The sequence below is a fragment of the Duganella fentianensis genome, assembly GCF_009857835.1.
Taxonomy (GTDB): Bacteria; Pseudomonadota; Gammaproteobacteria; order Burkholderiales; family Burkholderiaceae_D; genus Rugamonas; species Rugamonas fentianensis.
The window spans coordinates 931,636-949,090 of sequence record NZ_WWCL01000002.1 but is presented as its reverse complement, the minus strand read 5'-3'; the positions used below and the strand labels follow the sequence as shown (position 1 = coordinate 949,090).

The following is a 17,455-nucleotide window of genomic DNA, read 5'->3' as shown; positions in this document are numbered from 1 at the left end:
TATGCGACCTATATACGCTCCAAACACTATCGATAATTGACCCACCGGCGATCTAATGACGGCCATAGCAACCATGAAGTCGGATTTTTCAGCAAATCCTGCTCAATACACTTATTCATTGCGTTAATTACATTGCCTACATTTGATTCCAGAGCAACTGACTCGAAATTAGCATCACTAATGCTCACGTTTGCAGGAATAAAATTTATGCAATACGAGTACCTCAGCGCAAGCTCTACTATGCCACTTGGCGTTTTACATCTTTGACCGAGGAAATCACTTTCGACCGACCGAGTTCCGTCATAACAATAGTCCAGCATGAAAAATATTGGTGCCCCCGCATTCAATGCTTTTATGAGCATTCTCGTTTCTCTCGCACCATTTCTAAACAATATGCAATGCTCTTTCGGGAAATTTAACCAGGGCGGCATATCCGCCAAAAGTACGACACAACCGTATTCGGATAATGAAAATAAAAACTCGGGAAATCTTGGGTAATGCCAGCTAAAAAATAATTGTTTCGCCATCGGACGATCCGGTGAACCAATATCATTGGTGCGCAACGAAGTCTTTTCAGCAGAAAGATAAAATTCTGATATCGCATTGATTTGATCTTCCTGAAATCTCTCAAAATGTATTTGATCTGGTGGCGGGAAACAGTTGCAATAACACCAGTATGCTTTACGCATCAAGAATTTTTCCTGTGATGCGAAGCCGCGAGCAAGCTCGGATTTTTTAGCTGAGTCGTGTTGCGATCGAATTTCGGTGAGCCAATTGCTCATTGCAAAGCTCCCTGCCGGCGCCCTTGATGATAACGATAATATTCAACAATCTTGCTCGTAGGCTTCATATACTCATCAATCATAAATGGATAGATGAATTTTGAAATTGCACATTCAATTGGATCTACCGAGTCTGCAACGCCGTTGGAAGCAATTGCCTTTGCAACGCACGTTCCTCCGCAGAGACCAAACAGAGGGCAAGTCTTGCATTGACCAACTGAACCAAGTCTGTGATGACGTTCCTCGACTAAACTCCTCGCGGGATTGATCATGATCGTCCTAGCTTCAGCCCCAGGCTCACCCATCTCAAAAAATTTGTCGTAGACGCAATCACACGTTCTATACCTTCCCTCGGCATCCAGCACCAGAAAGTCATCCGATGCTGCGCACGGTCCCTTATGGCAAAAATCCTTAGGCACAAGTCGATTCAAATTATCAATTCTGCTTAACAAGCTTTTTAATTCAAGCTCCCATATATCTCCGTTCTCGATCATGAATAATAATTTTTTGAAGAGACCAATCACCTCCTCGACCGATAATTTATTATTATCTGATGTTAAAGCAGCGCCAGCATTATCCAAAAATGAGAATGATAAGCTCTGTACTTTTTCAATCTGTAACCAGCGAGCAAAATCTGGAATCCTTGGTAAGGAAACGGCGGAAACCACAGCCAGTAGCCCGCATCGCTCACGCGCAAACTTACCGTGATTTTTTAACAGTTCTTTGAAACACGCGAGTGCGCTATTTCCCTTCCTAACTACTCGTAGAGAATTGGACGACTCATCCGGGCCATCCAATGATATGCCAATAGAAAAGCTATGCTCCTCCAAGAAGGCGATCACCTCCTTCGTGAATCGCGATCCATTTGTCTGGATGGCGAAACGAACAATTTTCCTATTTTCTTTAGCCAGCAACATGGCATAATCTACAATCTCCTTAATCAGGCCGAAACGCAATAGCGGTTCGCCTCCGTGAAAGGTTATTGTAAGATCATCGCGCTGATCTAAAAGAAAGGAGATAGTTTCTTTAACGCGTTCCCCGCTTAATTGTTTGGAGAAGCGATCTTTTTCAAAATCATAGCAATAGGTGCAGGCAAAGTTACAGGTACCTGTAACTTTCAATAACAGCGAGCTTGGAACATTCGTCTTCTTTGCAATAGATGAAGAAATGGGTTGCGCATCGATTAACAATAAACCACAGTCCCACATCTTTTCTATTATGATGCTTTCCGCGGCGGAGAGTTCCTCGATACGTACACCATGCTTAAGAAACTGGACGGTCAATTCGTAGTCGCAGTCCGACATGACCGCCCAAGCGCTAGAGTTTCGGGCCAAAACTGCTACACCATCGGAAACCGCTAAAGTCTGATGCGGCACAAATTTGGCAATACCGGATCGCAGCATTTGGCCCTCCCCCTTTGGCTATCAATAGACTATTTTTTATATACACTATGCACAGGTGGTTTTTTCCCATAAACGACTGTCATACCCCCCTACGCCCCCAGCGGACTTCAGTTTATCGATGGTCTTTATGGTGACTTCGCCAAAATTTGGGTGCTTGATTTTTTGCGCCGCCAACGCAGCCTCAATTCGTTTCCCTACTTCTTCTTCAGAAATTCCGTCCGGCATCTCGACATCGATTGAAACGTTATAGTGCTTGCCCATAATTAACCTCCTCTGTTGAGTACGCTGTCTAAAAAAGTGGCGCAAAAGCCCTATGGAGTCTGTACGATATTGTTGGGAAGTCAAGATGAATAAAGTGCTACAATTTTCAGCTTCAATTATCACAATTTTTCACATCCCCGGTTAGAAACTAGACTTGAGCGTTGAGCTGGCAATATCTGTCGTGGTGTCCACTTATGCTCATCTGGCCTACTTAAGCGGATGGGCGAACCGCTATCTAAAAAATCGCAGCTGTAAGCTCGGCCTCATAGGCTACCGGCAGTCCAGCACCCAAAGTGCCCGAATTTGGATTCCTATAGACAACTTCGGTAAACGCTCAAGAAGTCTCACTTCGAACTCTATGAAATAGCTAAAACTTAAAATAATCAATAAAACAACAACTTTACAAATGCAAGGCACAAGCTATAGAGCCCATCAATTTGTCTAGTCTCGCCTATGAAATGTTGTGGCTCAACCCGTCCCGTGCCCATCCGCTGTGTTGAATCCTGCATGACTAAAAAATGTTTAAGATTGTGCAACGCTCCCTTCCATGATGTAATAATGATAAGTAGTCGTTCAGTTCAGGTGGCCTTTCCGTAATGCATTAATCATTAGGGGGATTCGACATGGCAGTGAAGCAGACTCGCGTGGACATCGTAGACAGTGATGTAGTCTTTCAGGTTGCTGACGATGACATAAAAAAGGCGATTGAATGCCTGGAACAAAAGGGAACGATTCGTTTCCGGTTTGGTGAAATGCGTATCCGTGATTTCCCTAAAGACATGTCGTTCGAGCCAGTGCACGGAGAACGATTCAATCGCGATGGCGGAGATGGCGGAGATGGCGGAGATGGCGGAGATGGTGGCGACGGTGGTGGTTACGACATCGACTAGTCGGGATCATGACAACGACCTTCTCAACGTACGGGGCTGCGCATGCATCGGACAGATATGCGCAGCCGGAAGACCGCACGTGGATAGGAGTTGGACTTGCGTATAGTCCTAGTGCTCGACGTATTGCGGACACGCATGCCGGCTTGGTCGACTTCCTTGAGATACCCTTTGAGCTATTAGAGTCGCAGCCTGAATTGCTTGAGCGAGATCCTCCTAAGCAACGGGTGCTACTGCATAGCGCCAGCCTCTCACTTGCAGGGACGCTGCCAACACCAGAGTACAAACTGCGCTCTCTGGCTGACTGGGCCCATCGTTTGCAAGTACCTTGGATTAGCGAACACGTTGCCTATGTGGCAGCGCCGCGCCTGGACGATGCTACTTTGCCGCCGTTTGAAACGGGGTTTACCGTCCCGCCTCCGATGAATGCCGACGTGGCTAACCATGTGGCAAGACGCGCTGACACGATAGGTAGCCACATCGGTAGACGCATTCTTTTGGAAAACTCTCCGCTCTATTTCCTTCCGCCGGGTTCCGACATCAGCCAGAGTCAGTTCTTCCAGCTTATTCTCGGCCAAAGTTCGGCAGAAATGCTGCTCGACCTAAGCCACCTGGTCATATCGGCGCGTAACTTGGGCTACTCGCCTGAAACGGCGCTAAACACCCTGCCCCTTGAGCGCGTAACACAACTCCATGTCTCAGGCATTAATTTCGCAGAAGGCGTGAGCTGGGACAATCACGCAACTAGCGTTCCGGATGAAGTTCTGAGTCTGCTGCCCTTGGCACTGTCTGGCGGGCAAGTCCAAGCGCTCACCTTGGAATATAACTGGATTAGTGCCTTTCCCGATCAAGCGGTGATTACACAGTTAGAACGGGTGCGGCAAACGGTGGAATATGCATATCGCTAACGCTATCGAAACTAGCCGGCTCGCTGCCCTGATTGCAGAACCAATTGGTGTCGAAACAGCGGATATGGCCCCGGAGACATTGCGCCGAATACAGCTATTCCGCGGACTCATTTTGCGCGTCAAACACTCCTTTATCTGGACCATGGCGCCACATACGGCCGCGCGTCTGGAACGAACCGGATTTTTGTTAAAGGCCTTCGCCGACTATGGCGCCGACTCCCCGCTCTCGGCGTTTGAAGGCACTCAGCGCGCAAGAACCCGACGCTTTCTCGAATACTTATGCCAGGCAGAGTTTCCTGTCGATGTGAGAGTGAGTGGTGTGGCACGACACGAGCTTCATTTAATCTCGGCCGACACACAGAGTATTGCACGTCCTAAGGTGCATATAGCAGCTACTCCCGGTAGCCGTTTTCGCTTTGCACGTGACCTTACGGTAGAGCCCTACGATGCACCTCCGGATCAAGCGGAAGGTGCCGCGCTGTGTCCGAACAGCTGCGCTACTGTCCTCGGCTTGTATCTGCCCGGCCAATACCGATTGGTACAAGGCGCGGCGATGATAGCGGCCCTCTCCCGGGCATGGGCAAACGATCGTGCGAGTGCCTGCATTCCCGCTGGAGCTAGTGCGTATTCCTCCGATCTTGCACCGTTCTTAGAAAGCCTCTGCGCCGATGGCTACATCACCATGGAACGAATATGGAAAACATAGACGAGTTGGATATGGCCATTGGGCGCTATTTTGCTTTCGCGCTGGTAGGCCGAATGCTGGAGGCTGGCCTCTACGATGCACTGTCTCGAGGTGCGCCTAAAAAGGAACTAGCGGCAACCTGCAATATGGAGCCTCACATCTTCGACGCCGCACTCCACTACACCGTTCGCTATTCCGGCCTGATCCAACTAGATAGCTACGGGCAGGTAGCACTATCAGACTTCCTTAAAAGTTCAGATACAGCACGCTTCCGTATGCTTAAATTTCTTGGCGCCTATAACGCATGCGTCACGCGCCCAGGCGTTTCCAATACGGAAACTGGCTTGCTCGCTCTGGCTTATAGGCAATTAGCTCGTCGAGCCCCTTCTCAGCTAGTATCGCTCCTTGCCGAACTCAGGCCACGCAATGTACTTGAAATCGGTTGCGGTAGCGCGCCCGTGCTGCGTGCTTTGGCGGTGCAAGACACCTCCGTTTCAGGGCTGGCGGTGGATAATGATGTCAATATGGTGGCGCTCGCGCGAGAACTAGTGCTGGAGCAACGACTATCTGATCGTATTACAGTTTCTGTAGCCAGCCTTTTACAGCTGGCAAAGTGCCCACCAACAGCTCACGCACCATTCGATACCGTGGTATTACGTAGTGTCCTCAACGGAAGCTTTGCAGAGGGTACCGAACCGGTTCGCCTTCTCTCTGCCATCGCCAGCACTTATCAAGAGGCGCAAATCGTCATTTCAGAATATCTGAGCCAGTTGGGCACGTCGGCGGGCGCCGCCAATGGTTCAGTCCAGACGCTTAGCCACGACCTCATACAAGTGTTTTCGGGGCAAGGCCTGCCGCCTGCGAATCTGAAAGACTGGGACGCCATATACTCGGCAGCCGGAGTTCGGCGACTTGCCCGGCGCGTTGACCGCAGCCTGGCGGGGATAACCCAGTTCACCGACATAGTCGTTGCCCAGCCTGTGGAGGTGAACGCATGATGCACCGACTGCTAGATGTGCCTGAGGGTGCCGAAGCCTTCCTGGTGCAGCTTTACCAAGAGAGCTATTTCCACTTCCGCGATCGAGCTTCTTTCCGTCAGGACGGTCGCCCAGGCACTTGGGCACTCGACCTTAGGCGTCCACTTGCACGAAGTGCACACCTTCGTGCCGTCTGCGCACTGCTGCTAAGGCAGCTCGAAGCTACCGGCGTGCATCAAGTGGTCGGTGCCGGTGCCGCAGCGGGCTTGCTGGTAGGCGGTCTGGTGGCTTGCGGACACGACATCCGCGGTGGCATAGTCCGGGAGCGGCGCAAGCCATATGGCTTCCGCGAACAAATCGAGGGAGCGCTCAGCCGTGACCAACCCGTCGCAATTGTGGACGATATCCTTGCCTCGGGGACGACCATGATCCGGGTCGCTGAAGTACTGAAAGCGGAAGGCTACGCCACTGCGGCAGCCTTTCCTGTATTCGAATTCAGCTGGAGAACTGGGCGTGCCGCGCTCTTGGCACGGGGAATAGCCTCGCATAGCCTCGCCAGATTGAGCCATTGCCAGCGCCAGAGCCTTGAACAAACCACCGTTTGGAATGTTGCCTCGTCCAGGCAGGTCGTCTGGGAACTGAAACAACGCCCCCCTTCACCGGATCAGGTTCATGGCTAAACTTGTCTGGCTTGCCGACATTCCGCTCGTTCCCGCGGCCATCATTGAAACGGCGCGCACAGCCATGCATGAAGCGTTTGAGAATTCCGTTCCCGTCATACTGGATGCCGCTGCTGGCGCCGAAACAAGACTTGCTTGCGTGACCCTACGTTGGCGCGGCCATGTACGGGGGTGCTGGTCTGGCAGCGCCGGCAGCTGGCGAGAGGCTATTCGCGTAGCTACTCGCCGGGCTTTGGCCGATACGCGCCGCCGGCCAATTAGCCGCAAGGAGCTGGCCAGCGTCCACGTTGAAGTCTGGTTACAAACTAGAAAAGAAGCGGTACCTGGTTTGACCGACGCCATGCTATGGGGAAAGACGGGGGTAGCCGTCGAAGGCGCAGGGCGTAGCGCTTTCTTTCTGCCCGCCGTCGCCATAGAACGCCGTATAACAGATTCCCAGGATTTACTCGAACGTCTTTACCGGAAAGCACGGCTCTTTTCCACCGAATCGCGCACCCAGGCACGACTTTTTTGTACCCACTGGCGTCATTTTGCCCAGGGCAGCCCCGGCTATGAGCCCTGTGAACTAGACGGACTCATCGCACTGCCCTTCAGCACACCCGGCCTGGTCGAGCTATCGGCATCGATCGGAGCTCACCTGGCGGGACTCCAACGAGTTGACGGGAGCTATCTTTATGCACTGGACCCTGTAAAGAATCAGCTGCCGGAACTGGCAGAACACCCGGTGCGCCTGATAGGCTGCACCTTGGCGCTGGCACGACTGGCACAGTGCACCCAGTTGCGCCACCTGAAGCAGGATCTGCTTACCGCTGCGGAAAATGGGGAAAGCTGGATCGAACGCCATAAGGTTTGGGACACTCGCCAAGAAACAAAAAAGCCGCCCTTACTCGGCACTGTGGCAATGGCGCTGCTTGCCTATGCAGCACTGCCGGCCTCGCCACGACGAACTATGCGGATTACCGAGCTGCGTGCGGTGCTATTGGCGGCGCAGCGTCGCGACGGATCGTTTGCCAGTGGACTGGCTCCCGACGAGCCACCCACGCATGACGATTTTGGGCCACCACAAGCGCTGCTGGCGCTGGCCCAACCCTGCGTCTGGACTGCCGACCTTGGCGTTGCGATCACCAGGGCCCTACCACGCTATGTAAGTGCCGCCGATTCGGGAGCCTCTGCGTTCTTTCTGGCCTGGCATGCCAAGGCCTGGTGCGCTCTAGCCAGCCATATCCCGGCCCCGGAAATCATCCAGTTTGCGGACCGGCTAGTCGATCGGCTCATCCTGCAGCAGAGAGGCGAGGATACCAGTCCTCCCGAGTGGATAGGCGGCTACAACGTGGAAGAAGCTCCATATGGCGGCCGACCGCCATCCTTCCTTACTGCACTCTTTACCGAGGCGGTGCTGGCATCGGCGCGGATGCGCACGCAACTAGGAGATCATGCTGGGGCGGCGGCGCGACGTCACGTAGCTAGCTCTGGATTGCGCTTTCTCGCAAAGCTGGTGATCGAACCCAGGCAAACCTTCTTGCTGCGCTGCCCCGAGATCGCCGTAGGAGGCGTGCGGCGCGATCTCGCCTCCTTCGACCTGCGATGCGACTACACCATGCACCTCGGCACCTGTCTGGCGGCGGCACTGGACCAAGCGGCTAGAGTGTCCGCTTGAAGGCCCGGTTATCTCCCCGACGGGCTATCGCCACAGAACGCCTCGACTACTTTCAGACTGTCGCCTGTTTTTACGATGCCTTGCTACGCCAAAAGGAATGCAACCACACTTCCCCGCCAAATCAGTTACTTAGCGGCGCGCGCATGAATATTGCTGCGGCTGGCAGCATATGTCATTGGAGGACATATGCCACTTAACCATAAGCAGGAGGCAATCATGCGTAAATTTCTACTCGCGATAGCAAGCATGCTTTTCATGCTCAGCAATGTAAGCCACGCCGTTCCTATCAATTCGACCTTATTGAAAATCACCAGCGTTTCCTTCAGTCCCAAGACGCGCAGCATACCGACCAGCATATTTTGCGGTGGTTCGTGCGGCTTCACGTCGCCGGTGCCGTTTCTGCTGCAAGTAGGTGTGCGGGCCACCATCAATTACCCCGTGGAGCTGCAAATTACCGAGGCCGATATGCTCATCATCGAGAAAGATGAGTTTTACAATGACCTAGTCGGCAATTATATACAGACTACCAATCTCCCCCGGTTCAACAGCGCCAAGCAGCTGGCGACGATAAATTTCGGCGTCAACGTCGATCCCACCACCTTGAATTCCCTGTGCGCACTGGGCTGCGATTCGAATGCCGGCTATCTGGCGGAGCTCGGCGCGCTGGAATTCAATGCTGCCTTTCAGCTCAAATTCCAGCTCACTTCCCTACTCAATCCCAACTACCGGCTCGACCTGATGACGCCAGTCTACGATGCGGCCGCCCCGCTCCCCTTACCGGCTAGCACGGGCCTGATGTTGCTCGGTTTGCTGACGGTCGGCATTATCACCAGACGCTCAACCTCCTTAGACGCTGGTAGTCCACGGGCTCTGGCCTGACGGAGGCCGGAGAGTGCGCTCAGCAAACCTTGCCCGGCGCCCTATTCGGCTTTGGCCGCGAATCTGGCGCGGGCGCTGTGCAGCTTCTTGTAGCTGTCCAGCAGACGCTGATGCCTGTCCAGACCTTCAAGCTGCATGCTGGTAGGCGTCAGCCCGTAGAACCGCACGCTACCGTCGAGAGAACCCAGCACGGCATCCATGCGCGGATGGCCATACATGCGGCGGAAATTGCCTTCATAGTCGGCCATCTCCAGCTCGTCATCGAGTTCCACCTCCAGCGCGGCATTCAGTGCCTGATAGAACAAACGACGTTCCACCGTGTTGTCGTTGTACTGCAGGAAGGCGCCAACCAGATCGTGCGCGTCTTCCAGCTGCCCCAGCGCCAGATGGATCAGCAGTTTCAGTTCCAGTACGGTCAGCTGACCCCACTCGGTATTCTCATCGAACTCGATGCCGATCAGCGTAGCAATGTCGCCATACTCGTCCAGCTCGTTGTTCTCTAGACGATCGAGCAAGGCTTCCAGCGCTGCTTCGTCCAGACGGTGCAGATTCAGCACATCTTCGCGGAACAGCAAAGCCTTATTAGTGTTGTCCCACACCAGATCCTCGACCGGATAGACTTCCGAGTAGCCCGGCACAAGGATGCGGCAGGCTACCGCGCCCAGTTCGTCGTACACGGCCATATACGATTCCTTGCCCATTTCCGCCAGTATGCCGAACATTGCGGCGGCTTCTTCGGCATTGGAATTGGCGCCCTGCGCCGTGAAATCCCATTCGACGAAATCGTAATCGGCTTTGGCGCTGAAAAAGCGCCACGATACCAGACCGCTGGAATCGATGAAGTGCTCGACGAAATTGTTCGGTTCCGTCACAGCGTTGCTGGTAAAAGTCGGCGGCGGCAGATCGTTCAGCCCTTCAAAGCTGCGGCCTTGCAGCAGTTCCGTCAGGCTGCGCTCGAGTGCCACTTCGAAGCTAGGATGGGCGCCGAAGGAGGCAAACACCCCACCCGTGCGCGGGTTCATCAGCGTCACGCACATCACCGGATACTGGCCGCCCAGCGAAGCATCTTTCACCAGCACAGGGAAGCCCTGCTCTTCCAGCCCCTGTATGCCAGCCACGATGCCCGGATATTTGGCCAGCACTTCTTGCGGCACGTCCGGCAAGGCCAGTTCGCCCTCGAGGATTTCTCGTTTCACCGCCCTCTCGAAGATTTCCGACAGACATTGCACCTGCGCTTCGGCCAGCGTGTTGCCCGCGCTCATACCATTGCTGACGAACAGATTTTCGATCAGATTGCTAGGGAAATAGACGGTTGCCCCGTCGGACTGGCGTACATAGGGCAGGCTGCAGATGCCGCGTGCCGTATTGCCCGAATTGGTGTCGATCAGGTGCGAGCCGCGCAGTTCGCCGTCAGCGTCGTAGATGGCCAGACAGTATTCGTCGAGTATTTCCTTGGGCAACGCATCTTTGCGGCCCGGTTTGAACCAGCGCTCGCTCGGATAATGGACAAATTCCGCATTGGCGATTTCTTCGCCCCAGTAGGAACCGGCGTAGAAATGGTTGCAACTGGTGCGTTCGATGTATTCGCCCAGCGCCGAGGCCAGTGCGCTTTCCTTGGTCGAGCCTTTACCGTTGGTAAAGCACATCGGGGAGTGGGCATCGCGGATGTGCAGCGACCAGACGTTCGGCACGATGTTGCGCCAGGACGCGATTTCGATCTTGATGCCGATCTCGGCCAGCAGGCCGGACATATTCGCAATGGTCTGTTCCAGCGGCAAATCCTTGCCGGAGATATAGGTGGCCACTTGCGTATCCGGCTTCAGCGTCAGCAACGACTGGGCATCGGCATCGAGGTTTTCCACTTCTTCGATGACAAACTCGGGGCCCGTCTGCACTACCTTCTTTACCGTGCACCGGTCGATGGAGCGCAGTATGCCTTCGCGGTCCTTGGCCGAAATATCAGGCGGTAATTCCACCTGTATCTTGAAAATCTGCTGATAGCGGTTTTCCGGATCAACAATATTATTCTGCGACAGACGGATATTTTCGGTTGGAATATTGCGAGTATTGCAATACAGCTTCACGAAATAGGCCGCACACAGGGCCGACGAGGCCAGAAAATAGTCAAACGGCCCCGGCGCCGAACCATCGCCCTTATAACGGATAGGCTGATCGGCGATCACCGTAAAATCATCGAATTTCGCTTCGAGACGTAGCTTATCGAGAAAGTTGACTTTAATTTCCATGTGAGGCTTCCAGACAGTGCAAAGTTGATTTGGCCGCCATTATCGGTGGTTTTGCCCGCAAAGCCTAGGCAAGAGTAGCGTACCGGGCTGCCATCAGTTACTTGCGGCTAGCAAGCCTTCGTGTTCGTGTGCCGCGCCCTCCCCAAGGCCTTCGGGACACTAGCACACCGGATTGGGAAGACAAGTAAATTAAATTGTGTTGCTTCTGCGCCAGTGTGATGGTTGGTGATAATTGCTCCCCTTCATCAACTTTAATATCAAACGCTGACTGGCAGTTTTTCTGAGGGGATAGTGATGCGGAATATGAATATCGCCAAACGGCTAAGCCTGGGCTTTGGTCTGGTGTGCGTCCTGCTGGGCGTGGTGATCGTACTGGGGCTGGCCTGTATGCGCGAAATCCAGCAGCGCATGATAGAGATTACCAAGATCAACGATGTCGAAACCCAGATCGCCCAGACACTGGACCTGACGGTGACGGAACGGGCGCTAGCCTTGCGCAACCTCATCCTGCTCAAGGAGGCCAAGGAAATCCAGATCGAAATCAAGCGCATCAGCGATCAGGGCGCCAAATACACCACCCATCTGAACAAGCTGGACCAGATGTTCCGCAACGAAGCCAATACTACGCCGGAAGAAAAGCAGTTGCTCGACAGCATACGCAAACAGGGCGAACTGGCACAGCCCTTCATACACCGGGCACAGGAAATGGCGTTGAATGATAAACAGGACGATGCCTACAAGCTGCTGCGCTACGAATTCCGCCCTGTGCAGAAAAAATGGTGGGAACTGATACGCGAGCTGGTGGCGCTGGAGCAGAAACAGAATACCGAAGCCGTGGCCAACGCGGAAGCGGCCTATGACAGCGCACGCCAGCGCATGCTGGTGCTGGGCGGGATGACCCTGCTGTGCAGCCTGGTGTCGGGCTGGCTGATTACCCGCAGCATCGTGCGCCAGCTCGGGTGTGAACCCGATCAGGCCGCTGCAATCGCGACAGAAATTGCCGCCGGCAACCTGCAGGTCCCTATCCATGCCCGTAGCGACGACCATAGCAGCCTGCTGTTTGCCATGCAGTCCATGCGAGATGGCCTAAGCCGCATCGTCGGTCAGGTGCAGCACAGTAGCGCCACCATCGCCAGCGCTGCCGGCCAGATCGCTTCCGGTAATCTGGACCTGTCGTCGCGCACCGAACGTCAGGCCACCACGCTGGAAGAAACCGCCTCATCGATGGAAGAACTGACGGGCACCGTGCGCCTCAATTCGGACCGTGCACGCGAAGCCAATGATCTGGCCGAATCCGCCTCATCGGTAGCCGCCAAGGGCGGCGCCGTGGTGGCCGAAGTGGTCCATACCATGGCCGCCATCGATAATTCGGCGCACAAAATCGTCGACATCATCGCCGTCATTGACGGCATTGCCTTCCAGACCAATATTCTGGCCCTGAACGCGGCCGTGGAAGCGGCGCGGGCCGGCGAACAGGGGCGTGGCTTTGCCGTGGTGGCCAGCGAAGTACGTACACTGGCCCAGCGCAGCGCAGCCGCCGCCAAGGAAATCAAGGAACTGATAGGCGATTCGGTCGATAAAGTTCAGGCCGGCAACCGGCTGGTGGAACAGGCCGGCGCCACCATGAACGAGGTGGTGGCCAGCGTGCGCCGCGTGACCGACATCATGGGCGAAATCATGCAGGCCAGCCATGAACAATCGGCTGGCATAGAACAGATTACCGAGGCCGTCACCCAGATGGACGATGTAACCCAGCAGAATGCCGCACTGGTGGAGCAGGCAGCCGCCGCTGCGCAAGCCATGCAGGAACAGGTGCATAGCCTGAACGAAGCGGTGGGTGTATTCCGGCTCGACGGCCTGGGGCGGCGCACTCCCCGCGCTGCCAACGCCCCTGCTCTATTGGCCGGCTAGTACGAAAAGTTGTCTATTTGCATAAAAAATTGCAATTTGCAGACTAAATTGCCGTAAAAGAGCTGCAATAGCTTCATGATCCGCTACACTTGCGGCCATGAACTATTTGCACGCTTTTTTAATTTATCTTTATAACAACGTCGCGCTACGTCTTGCATTCCTTGCTGTTCTGGCATTCCCGCCAGCGCAGGCGGCCACGCCTTTGCAATTGGTGACGGCCTCGCTGCCGCCGTTTTCCTTCGAAGAAGATGGCGTGCCGCGCGGCATCGCCGTGGATCTGGTCAAAGAGGCCTTTGGCCGCCTGAAAGTGCCTATCAGCATCACCTTCCTGCCCATGACGCGCGCCCAGACCATGATGGCGTCAGGCGCTGCCGATGGTGTATTTCCGCTCGCCTACAAAGAGGAAAGGCTGAGCTACGTAAGCTATCCCCGCGAAAAGCTGGTGGAAGACGCTATTTCTTTCTTTGTGCGGCAGGATTCGGATATCCGCTACGATGGCGACATTACCAGGCTGGCCCAGTACACCTTCGGCGTGGAGCGCGGCGCCGTGTACGGGCCGAATTTCACTCAGGCGCTGCTGAGTGGACAGATCAAAAGGACAGACGAAGCCGCCACGCAGGCGCAGAATGTGGCCAAACTGGTTGGCCGGCGCTTCGATATCGCCGTGGGGCCACGGCTGGTGATGCAATATTCGGCCGAAGTATCTGGCCACGGCAATGCAGTCAAGGAGCTCAAGCCTGCGGTCGATCTGGGGCTGGTGGCGTTTCTCGGCTTCTCGCGCCTGAAGGGCCACAGCAACCTGATCGTCCGCTACGACAAAGTGATGCAGGAAATGCGCAAGGATGGGACTTACGACCGCATCCTGCGCAATTACACACGGCGCTAGCCAGCCCGGCTAAAGTGCCGGGCCAGCCATCAATGGCCGCTATGTCCCGTCGGCTTGCGCACGGTCACTTCCAGCTCGGCGCCCGCCTGCGCTTTGGGCGCCGGCATGGCAGAACGGCCGGCATCATACTGCCGGCTAGGCGCCGGTAGCTCGCCCTGCCATTCATAGGCCAGCGTGCCGGCCGGATGCTGGTACCAGCCGGGATCGCTGTAATCACCACGCTTCTGGTCTTTTCTCACCTTCAGCACGGTGAACATGCCACCCATTTCCACGCCGCCAAACGGGCCCTCGCCCGTCATCATGGGCAGAGTATTTTCCGGCAGCGGCATCTGCATGCCGCCCATAGAGCCGCCCTTTTCGCCCATGGCCATATAGCCGGGCACGATGCGGTTGATCTTCTCGGCGATACCCTCGTGGTCCACCCCTATCATGCTGGGCACGTTATGGCCCATGGCATTCATGGTGTGGTGCGACTTGTGGCAATGCAGAGCCCAGTCGCCCGGTTCGCTGGCGAGGAATTCGATGGCACGCATCTGGCCCACGCCGATATCGGTGGTCACTTCGGGCCAGCGCGCCGTCGGTGGTACCCAGCCGCCATCCGTCCCCGTAACAACAAACTCGTGGCCGTGCATATGCAGCGGGTGGTTGGTCATGGTCAAATTACCCACGCGTATGCGCACCCTGTCGCCCTGCCGCACCGGCAGCGTATCGATGCCGGGGAAGACGCGGCTGTTGAAGGCCCACAGATTGAAGTCCAGCATGGTGTTCGGTCGGGGCTTGTAGCTGCCCGGATCGATATCATAGGCGCTCAGCAGGAACACGAAATCGCGGTCCACGGCCTGCTGACGGTAGTCCTTGGGATGGGTGACCCAGAAACCCATCATGCCCATCGCCATCTGGGTCATTTCGTCCGCGTGCGGGTGGTACATGAACTGACCGGGACGGCTGGCTACAAACTCGTAGACATAGGTTTTACCCGGCGCAATACCGGGCTGGGTCAGCCCCGTTACACCGTCCATACCGTTCGGCACACGCAGGCCGTGCCAGTGCACGCTGGTATGTTCCGGTAATTTATTGGTGACGAAGATGCGGACGCGATCGCCCTCCACCACTTCGATGGTCGGTCCCGGCGACTGGCCGTTGTAGCCCCACAGATGGGCTTTCATGCCAGGCGCCATTTCGCGCACCACCGGTTCGGCCACCAGATGGAATTCCTTGACGCCGTTGTTCATGCGCCATGGCAGCGACCAGCCGTTCAGCGTTACCACGGGGTTGAAATGACGGCCGTTGGCCGGTGCTGGCGGCACATGGGTGTCTGCCCCCGTCATCAGCACGGCTTCCGGCAAACTGGCCGCGCCAACCTTGCTGACCGCCGTGGCAGAAACTGCTGCTGCGCCTGCTCCTTTGAAAAAATCACGCCGCGTAATCATGGCTGGCTCCTCGATTCATTGCTGCCGCCATGGATAGCGGCCTGTAAGCTGGTTTCCGCGATCCAGAAATCGCGCTGGGAAGTGATGGCGCCGTTGACGGCGCCTAGCTGTTCGCGCGCATCGGCCAGCAGTTCGAACACGCTGGCCAGCATGCCGTTGTAGCGCAGCAGCACTTCATCGGCGATCTGTTTGCGTAGTGGCACCACGTTGTCCTGATAATGGCGCGCGATCTCGTACTGGCTCTGATAGGCCGAGTAGGCAACGCGTACTTGCGAGCGGGCCTGCAGCGCGACATCGGCGGCATGGTGCACGGTTTGCATATAGCTGGCCTGTGCCGCCGCATTGCGCGCGCTGCCCCAGTCGAAGATGGGCAGTTCCAGCGTGACTTCATAGCCCTGCTGGCGCGGGCCGCCGGTGCTGCGCTTGTCGGCGTAACCAAGTTCAAACACATTGACGAAGCTGCTGGTCTTGCTCAGGCCCAGCGCCTGCGCACTGGCCGCGCTGGCCTGACGTGCAGCCAGCACATCGAGCCGGCTGCTCAGCGCCTGTGCTTCGGCGTCCGGCATGGCCTGCGCATGGTGTGGCAGTTCAGGCAGGCGCGCTGGCAGTTGCAGCGTCGCGTCTTTGCTGTCGATTCCCAGCAGGCGCAGCAAGGCTTCGCGGCTGACAAGCGCTTCGTGGCGCGCACGTACCAGCTGGATGGTGGCGTCGTGCTGGAAGGCCTGCTCGCGTGCCTGATCAAGCCGGCTCCAGTTACCTGCTTTGGCCATGCGCTCGGCGAGCTGGCCCGACGCCTGGGCTGCCAGCGCCACCTGCTCGGCAAACTCAAGTGACTGTGCCGCTGCGACGGCCGTGAAATAGGCGATGCGGGTGTCGCTGGCCAGTTGCAGCGCCCGGTTGGCCAGACTGTATTTGGTTTGCTCGAAGCGGTGCTGCTCCATGCGGCGACGCTGCGGCATGGTGATCAGGCCAGCCAGATCGAACATCACGCTGCGGTCGATCTCCGTTTCGCCACCACCCCGCACGCGGCCAAAACTGAAGGCCGGATTGCGCAGACGGCCAGCCTGCACCAGTTCGGCTTCGGCTATGCCCAGTTCCGTCAGCGATGCTTTCAGGCCGGAGTTGTTGATTAGAGCCAGCTGCACGGCAGCATCGGCTGTCAGCGGCTGGGCCAGCAAGGCCTGCACTTGAGGCGCGGAGTTCGCATCGCGTTGGAGCTGCACGGGCTGGCCCAGACGCTGGCTGGTCAGGCTCGCCACATCGGCATACCCGCCATTAGCAGAGAGCGAGGCGCAGCCGCTCAGCAGGATCAGGGGCAGGAGGATGGCACTACGCCAGCCGGCCAGAGGCGCTAGCGGGCGGGCCACGGAGTGCCGCGGTGCGCGCACGGCGTCTGGCGCGTGCTGCGACAAACTATATCGTTTCATGGAATTCCTTCAATAATGTCGGGATACGGGCGTACCGCCCGTGACTACGGCAAGATGTCAGGCAGGCCGGGGCGGCCGTTCGAGTGCAGGAGGAATATGGCCGGGCGGCGCCAGCTCGTTGTTGGGGGTAACTGTGCCCGTCAGGCGGGCAAGTAGCAGTTCAGCGCCCACCGGCGCACCGGGCACGCTGGCGCAGGCCGTACAATGGCTGCACTTGGCATGGGCGTGCTGTTGCGCCTTTTTCTGCTCCAGATGTTGCGGGGCGTTCCCTTCTGCTGCGCAGTGGCTGCCATGCAGCACAGGCGGCGTCAGCTGCACGCAGGGCAGCATAGACGCCGCGCCGCCCTGCAGCGGCAAGGCGACGATCAACAGCCATAGCAGGAAGCGGAAGATGGGACGCATGGCCAGCATGTTACACCTTCCCATGACAGTAAGG

16 protein-coding genes are annotated in these 17,455 nt (G+C 56.3%); 9 read left to right on the top strand and 7 right to left on the bottom strand.

The window, feature by feature from the left end:
- Positions 1-26 precede the first annotated feature (26 nt).
- Genes GTP23_RS12015 through GTP23_RS12005 form a run of 3 tightly spaced genes read right to left on the bottom strand, consistent with a single transcriptional unit; the run spans position 27 to position 2,446 of the window.
- Positions 27-782, bottom strand: a complete 756-nt coding sequence (locus GTP23_RS12015) for an LpxL/LpxP family acyltransferase (RefSeq protein WP_161035327.1) — start codon at positions 780-782, stop codon at positions 27-29.
- A complete protein-coding gene (locus GTP23_RS12010; RefSeq protein ID WP_161035326.1) occupies positions 779-2,185 on the bottom strand; it encodes a radical SAM/SPASM domain-containing protein in 1,407 nt (468 codons plus the stop codon). Before GTP23_RS12010 ends, GTP23_RS12015 begins: the two co-directional genes overlap by 4 nt.
- Before the next feature lie 45 nt (positions 2,186-2,230).
- Entirely contained in the window at positions 2,231-2,446 is a 216-nt protein-coding gene (locus GTP23_RS12005; RefSeq protein ID WP_161035325.1) for a hypothetical protein, read from the bottom strand.
- A 623-nt stretch (positions 2,447-3,069) separates the two neighbouring features.
- Here GTP23_RS12005 and GTP23_RS12000 point away from each other — a divergent pair.
- From GTP23_RS12000 to GTP23_RS11970, 7 genes are all read left to right on the top strand, one after another.
- Positions 3,070-3,336, top strand: coding sequence for a hypothetical protein (locus GTP23_RS12000; protein WP_161035324.1), 267 nt, complete (start codon positions 3,070-3,072; stop codon positions 3,334-3,336).
- Positions 3,337-3,344: 8 nt separating this feature from the next.
- Positions 3,345-4,241, top strand: a complete 897-nt coding sequence (locus GTP23_RS11995) for an MbnB/TglH/ChrH family RiPP precursor modification enzyme (RefSeq protein WP_161035323.1) — start codon at positions 3,345-3,347, stop codon at positions 4,239-4,241.
- The gene (locus GTP23_RS11990) at positions 4,228-4,947 is read left to right on the top strand and encodes a hypothetical protein (RefSeq protein ID WP_161035322.1); all 720 of its coding nucleotides are present in this window, start codon (positions 4,228-4,230) and stop codon (positions 4,945-4,947) included. Before GTP23_RS11995 ends, GTP23_RS11990 begins: the two co-directional genes overlap by 14 nt.
- On the top strand, positions 4,935-5,924 hold the full coding sequence (locus GTP23_RS11985) for a class I SAM-dependent methyltransferase (protein WP_161035321.1): 990 nt from the start codon (positions 4,935-4,937) through the stop codon (positions 5,922-5,924). Before GTP23_RS11990 ends, GTP23_RS11985 begins: the two co-directional genes overlap by 13 nt.
- Positions 5,921-6,583: a phosphoribosyltransferase family protein gene (locus GTP23_RS11980; RefSeq protein ID WP_161035320.1), complete on the top strand. Its 663-nt coding sequence runs from the start codon at positions 5,921-5,923 to the stop codon at positions 6,581-6,583. Before GTP23_RS11985 ends, GTP23_RS11980 begins: the two co-directional genes overlap by 4 nt.
- Positions 6,576-8,240: an AMMECR1 domain-containing protein gene (locus tag GTP23_RS11975; protein ID WP_161035319.1), complete on the top strand. Its 1,665-nt coding sequence runs from the start codon at positions 6,576-6,578 to the stop codon at positions 8,238-8,240. The genes GTP23_RS11980 and GTP23_RS11975 overlap by 8 nt, the downstream gene beginning before the upstream one ends.
- Before the next feature lie 216 nt (positions 8,241-8,456).
- Positions 8,457-9,119, top strand: coding sequence for a hypothetical protein (locus GTP23_RS11970; protein ID WP_161035318.1), 663 nt, complete (start codon positions 8,457-8,459; stop codon positions 9,117-9,119).
- A 41-nt stretch (positions 9,120-9,160) separates the two neighbouring features.
- Here the strand turns inward: GTP23_RS11970 and GTP23_RS11965 are convergent, their stop codons facing one another.
- On the bottom strand, positions 9,161-11,365 hold the full coding sequence (locus tag GTP23_RS11965; RefSeq protein WP_161035317.1) for an OsmC domain/YcaO domain-containing protein: 2,205 nt from the start codon (positions 11,363-11,365) through the stop codon (positions 9,161-9,163).
- 294 nt (positions 11,366-11,659) lie between these two features.
- On the opposite strand from GTP23_RS11965, the gene GTP23_RS11960 reads away from it, so the two are divergent.
- Positions 11,660-13,276, top strand: a complete 1,617-nt coding sequence (locus GTP23_RS11960) for a methyl-accepting chemotaxis protein (protein WP_371866900.1) — start codon at positions 11,660-11,662, stop codon at positions 13,274-13,276.
- A gap of 211 nt (positions 13,277-13,487) precedes the next feature.
- Entirely contained in the window at positions 13,488-14,162 is a 675-nt protein-coding gene (locus tag GTP23_RS11955) for a substrate-binding periplasmic protein (RefSeq protein WP_371866915.1), read from the top strand.
- A 29-nt stretch (positions 14,163-14,191) separates the two neighbouring features.
- Here GTP23_RS11955 and GTP23_RS11950 read toward each other — a convergent pair whose 3' ends face one another.
- Genes GTP23_RS11950 through GTP23_RS11940 form a run of 3 tightly spaced genes read right to left on the bottom strand, consistent with a single transcriptional unit; the run spans position 14,192 to position 17,430 of the window.
- Positions 14,192-15,592, bottom strand: coding sequence for a multicopper oxidase family protein (locus GTP23_RS11950; protein WP_161035315.1), 1,401 nt, complete (start codon positions 15,590-15,592; stop codon positions 14,192-14,194).
- The gene (locus tag GTP23_RS11945; protein ID WP_161035314.1) at positions 15,589-17,019 is read right to left on the bottom strand and encodes a TolC family protein; all 1,431 of its coding nucleotides are present in this window, start codon (positions 17,017-17,019) and stop codon (positions 15,589-15,591) included. The genes GTP23_RS11950 and GTP23_RS11945 overlap by 4 nt, the downstream gene beginning before the upstream one ends.
- A gap of 57 nt (positions 17,020-17,076) precedes the next feature.
- Positions 17,077-17,430, bottom strand: coding sequence for a hypothetical protein (locus GTP23_RS11940; RefSeq protein WP_161035313.1), 354 nt, complete (start codon positions 17,428-17,430; stop codon positions 17,077-17,079).
- Positions 17,431-17,455 lie beyond the last annotated feature (25 nt).

Excerpts from the sequence above, each read along its gene's own strand:
- GTP23_RS12010 (WP_161035326.1), bottom strand. The coding sequence starts at position 2,185 with ATGCTGCGATCCGGTATTGCCAAATTTGTGCCGCATCAGACTTTAGCG.
- GTP23_RS11945 (WP_161035314.1), bottom strand. The coding sequence starts at position 17,019 with ATGAAACGATATAGTTTGTCGCAGCACGCGCCAGACGCCGTGCGCGCA.
- GTP23_RS11985 (WP_161035321.1), top strand. The coding sequence starts at position 4,935 with ATGGAAAACATAGACGAGTTGGATATGGCCATTGGGCGCTATTTTGCT.
- GTP23_RS11990 (WP_161035322.1), top strand. The coding sequence starts at position 4,228 with ATGCATATCGCTAACGCTATCGAAACTAGCCGGCTCGCTGCCCTGATT.
- GTP23_RS12000 (WP_161035324.1), top strand. The coding sequence starts at position 3,070 with ATGGCAGTGAAGCAGACTCGCGTGGACATCGTAGACAGTGATGTAGTC.
- GTP23_RS11975 (WP_161035319.1), top strand. The coding sequence starts at position 6,576 with ATGGCTAAACTTGTCTGGCTTGCCGACATTCCGCTCGTTCCCGCGGCC.
- GTP23_RS12015 (WP_161035327.1), bottom strand. The coding sequence starts at position 782 with ATGAGCAATTGGCTCACCGAAATTCGATCGCAACACGACTCAGCTAAA.
- GTP23_RS11960 (WP_371866900.1), top strand. The coding sequence starts at position 11,660 with ATGCGGAATATGAATATCGCCAAACGGCTAAGCCTGGGCTTTGGTCTG.
- GTP23_RS11950 (WP_161035315.1), bottom strand. The coding sequence starts at position 15,592 with ATGATTACGCGGCGTGATTTTTTCAAAGGAGCAGGCGCAGCAGCAGTT.
- GTP23_RS11970 (WP_161035318.1), top strand. The coding sequence starts at position 8,457 with ATGCGTAAATTTCTACTCGCGATAGCAAGCATGCTTTTCATGCTCAGC.
- GTP23_RS12005 (WP_161035325.1), bottom strand. The coding sequence starts at position 2,446 with ATGGGCAAGCACTATAACGTTTCAATCGATGTCGAGATGCCGGACGGA.
- GTP23_RS11965 (WP_161035317.1), bottom strand. The coding sequence starts at position 11,365 with ATGGAAATTAAAGTCAACTTTCTCGATAAGCTACGTCTCGAAGCGAAA.
- GTP23_RS11980 (WP_161035320.1), top strand. The coding sequence starts at position 5,921 with ATGATGCACCGACTGCTAGATGTGCCTGAGGGTGCCGAAGCCTTCCTG.
- GTP23_RS11940 (WP_161035313.1), bottom strand. The coding sequence starts at position 17,430 with ATGCTGGCCATGCGTCCCATCTTCCGCTTCCTGCTATGGCTGTTGATC.
- GTP23_RS11995 (WP_161035323.1), top strand. The coding sequence starts at position 3,345 with ATGACAACGACCTTCTCAACGTACGGGGCTGCGCATGCATCGGACAGA.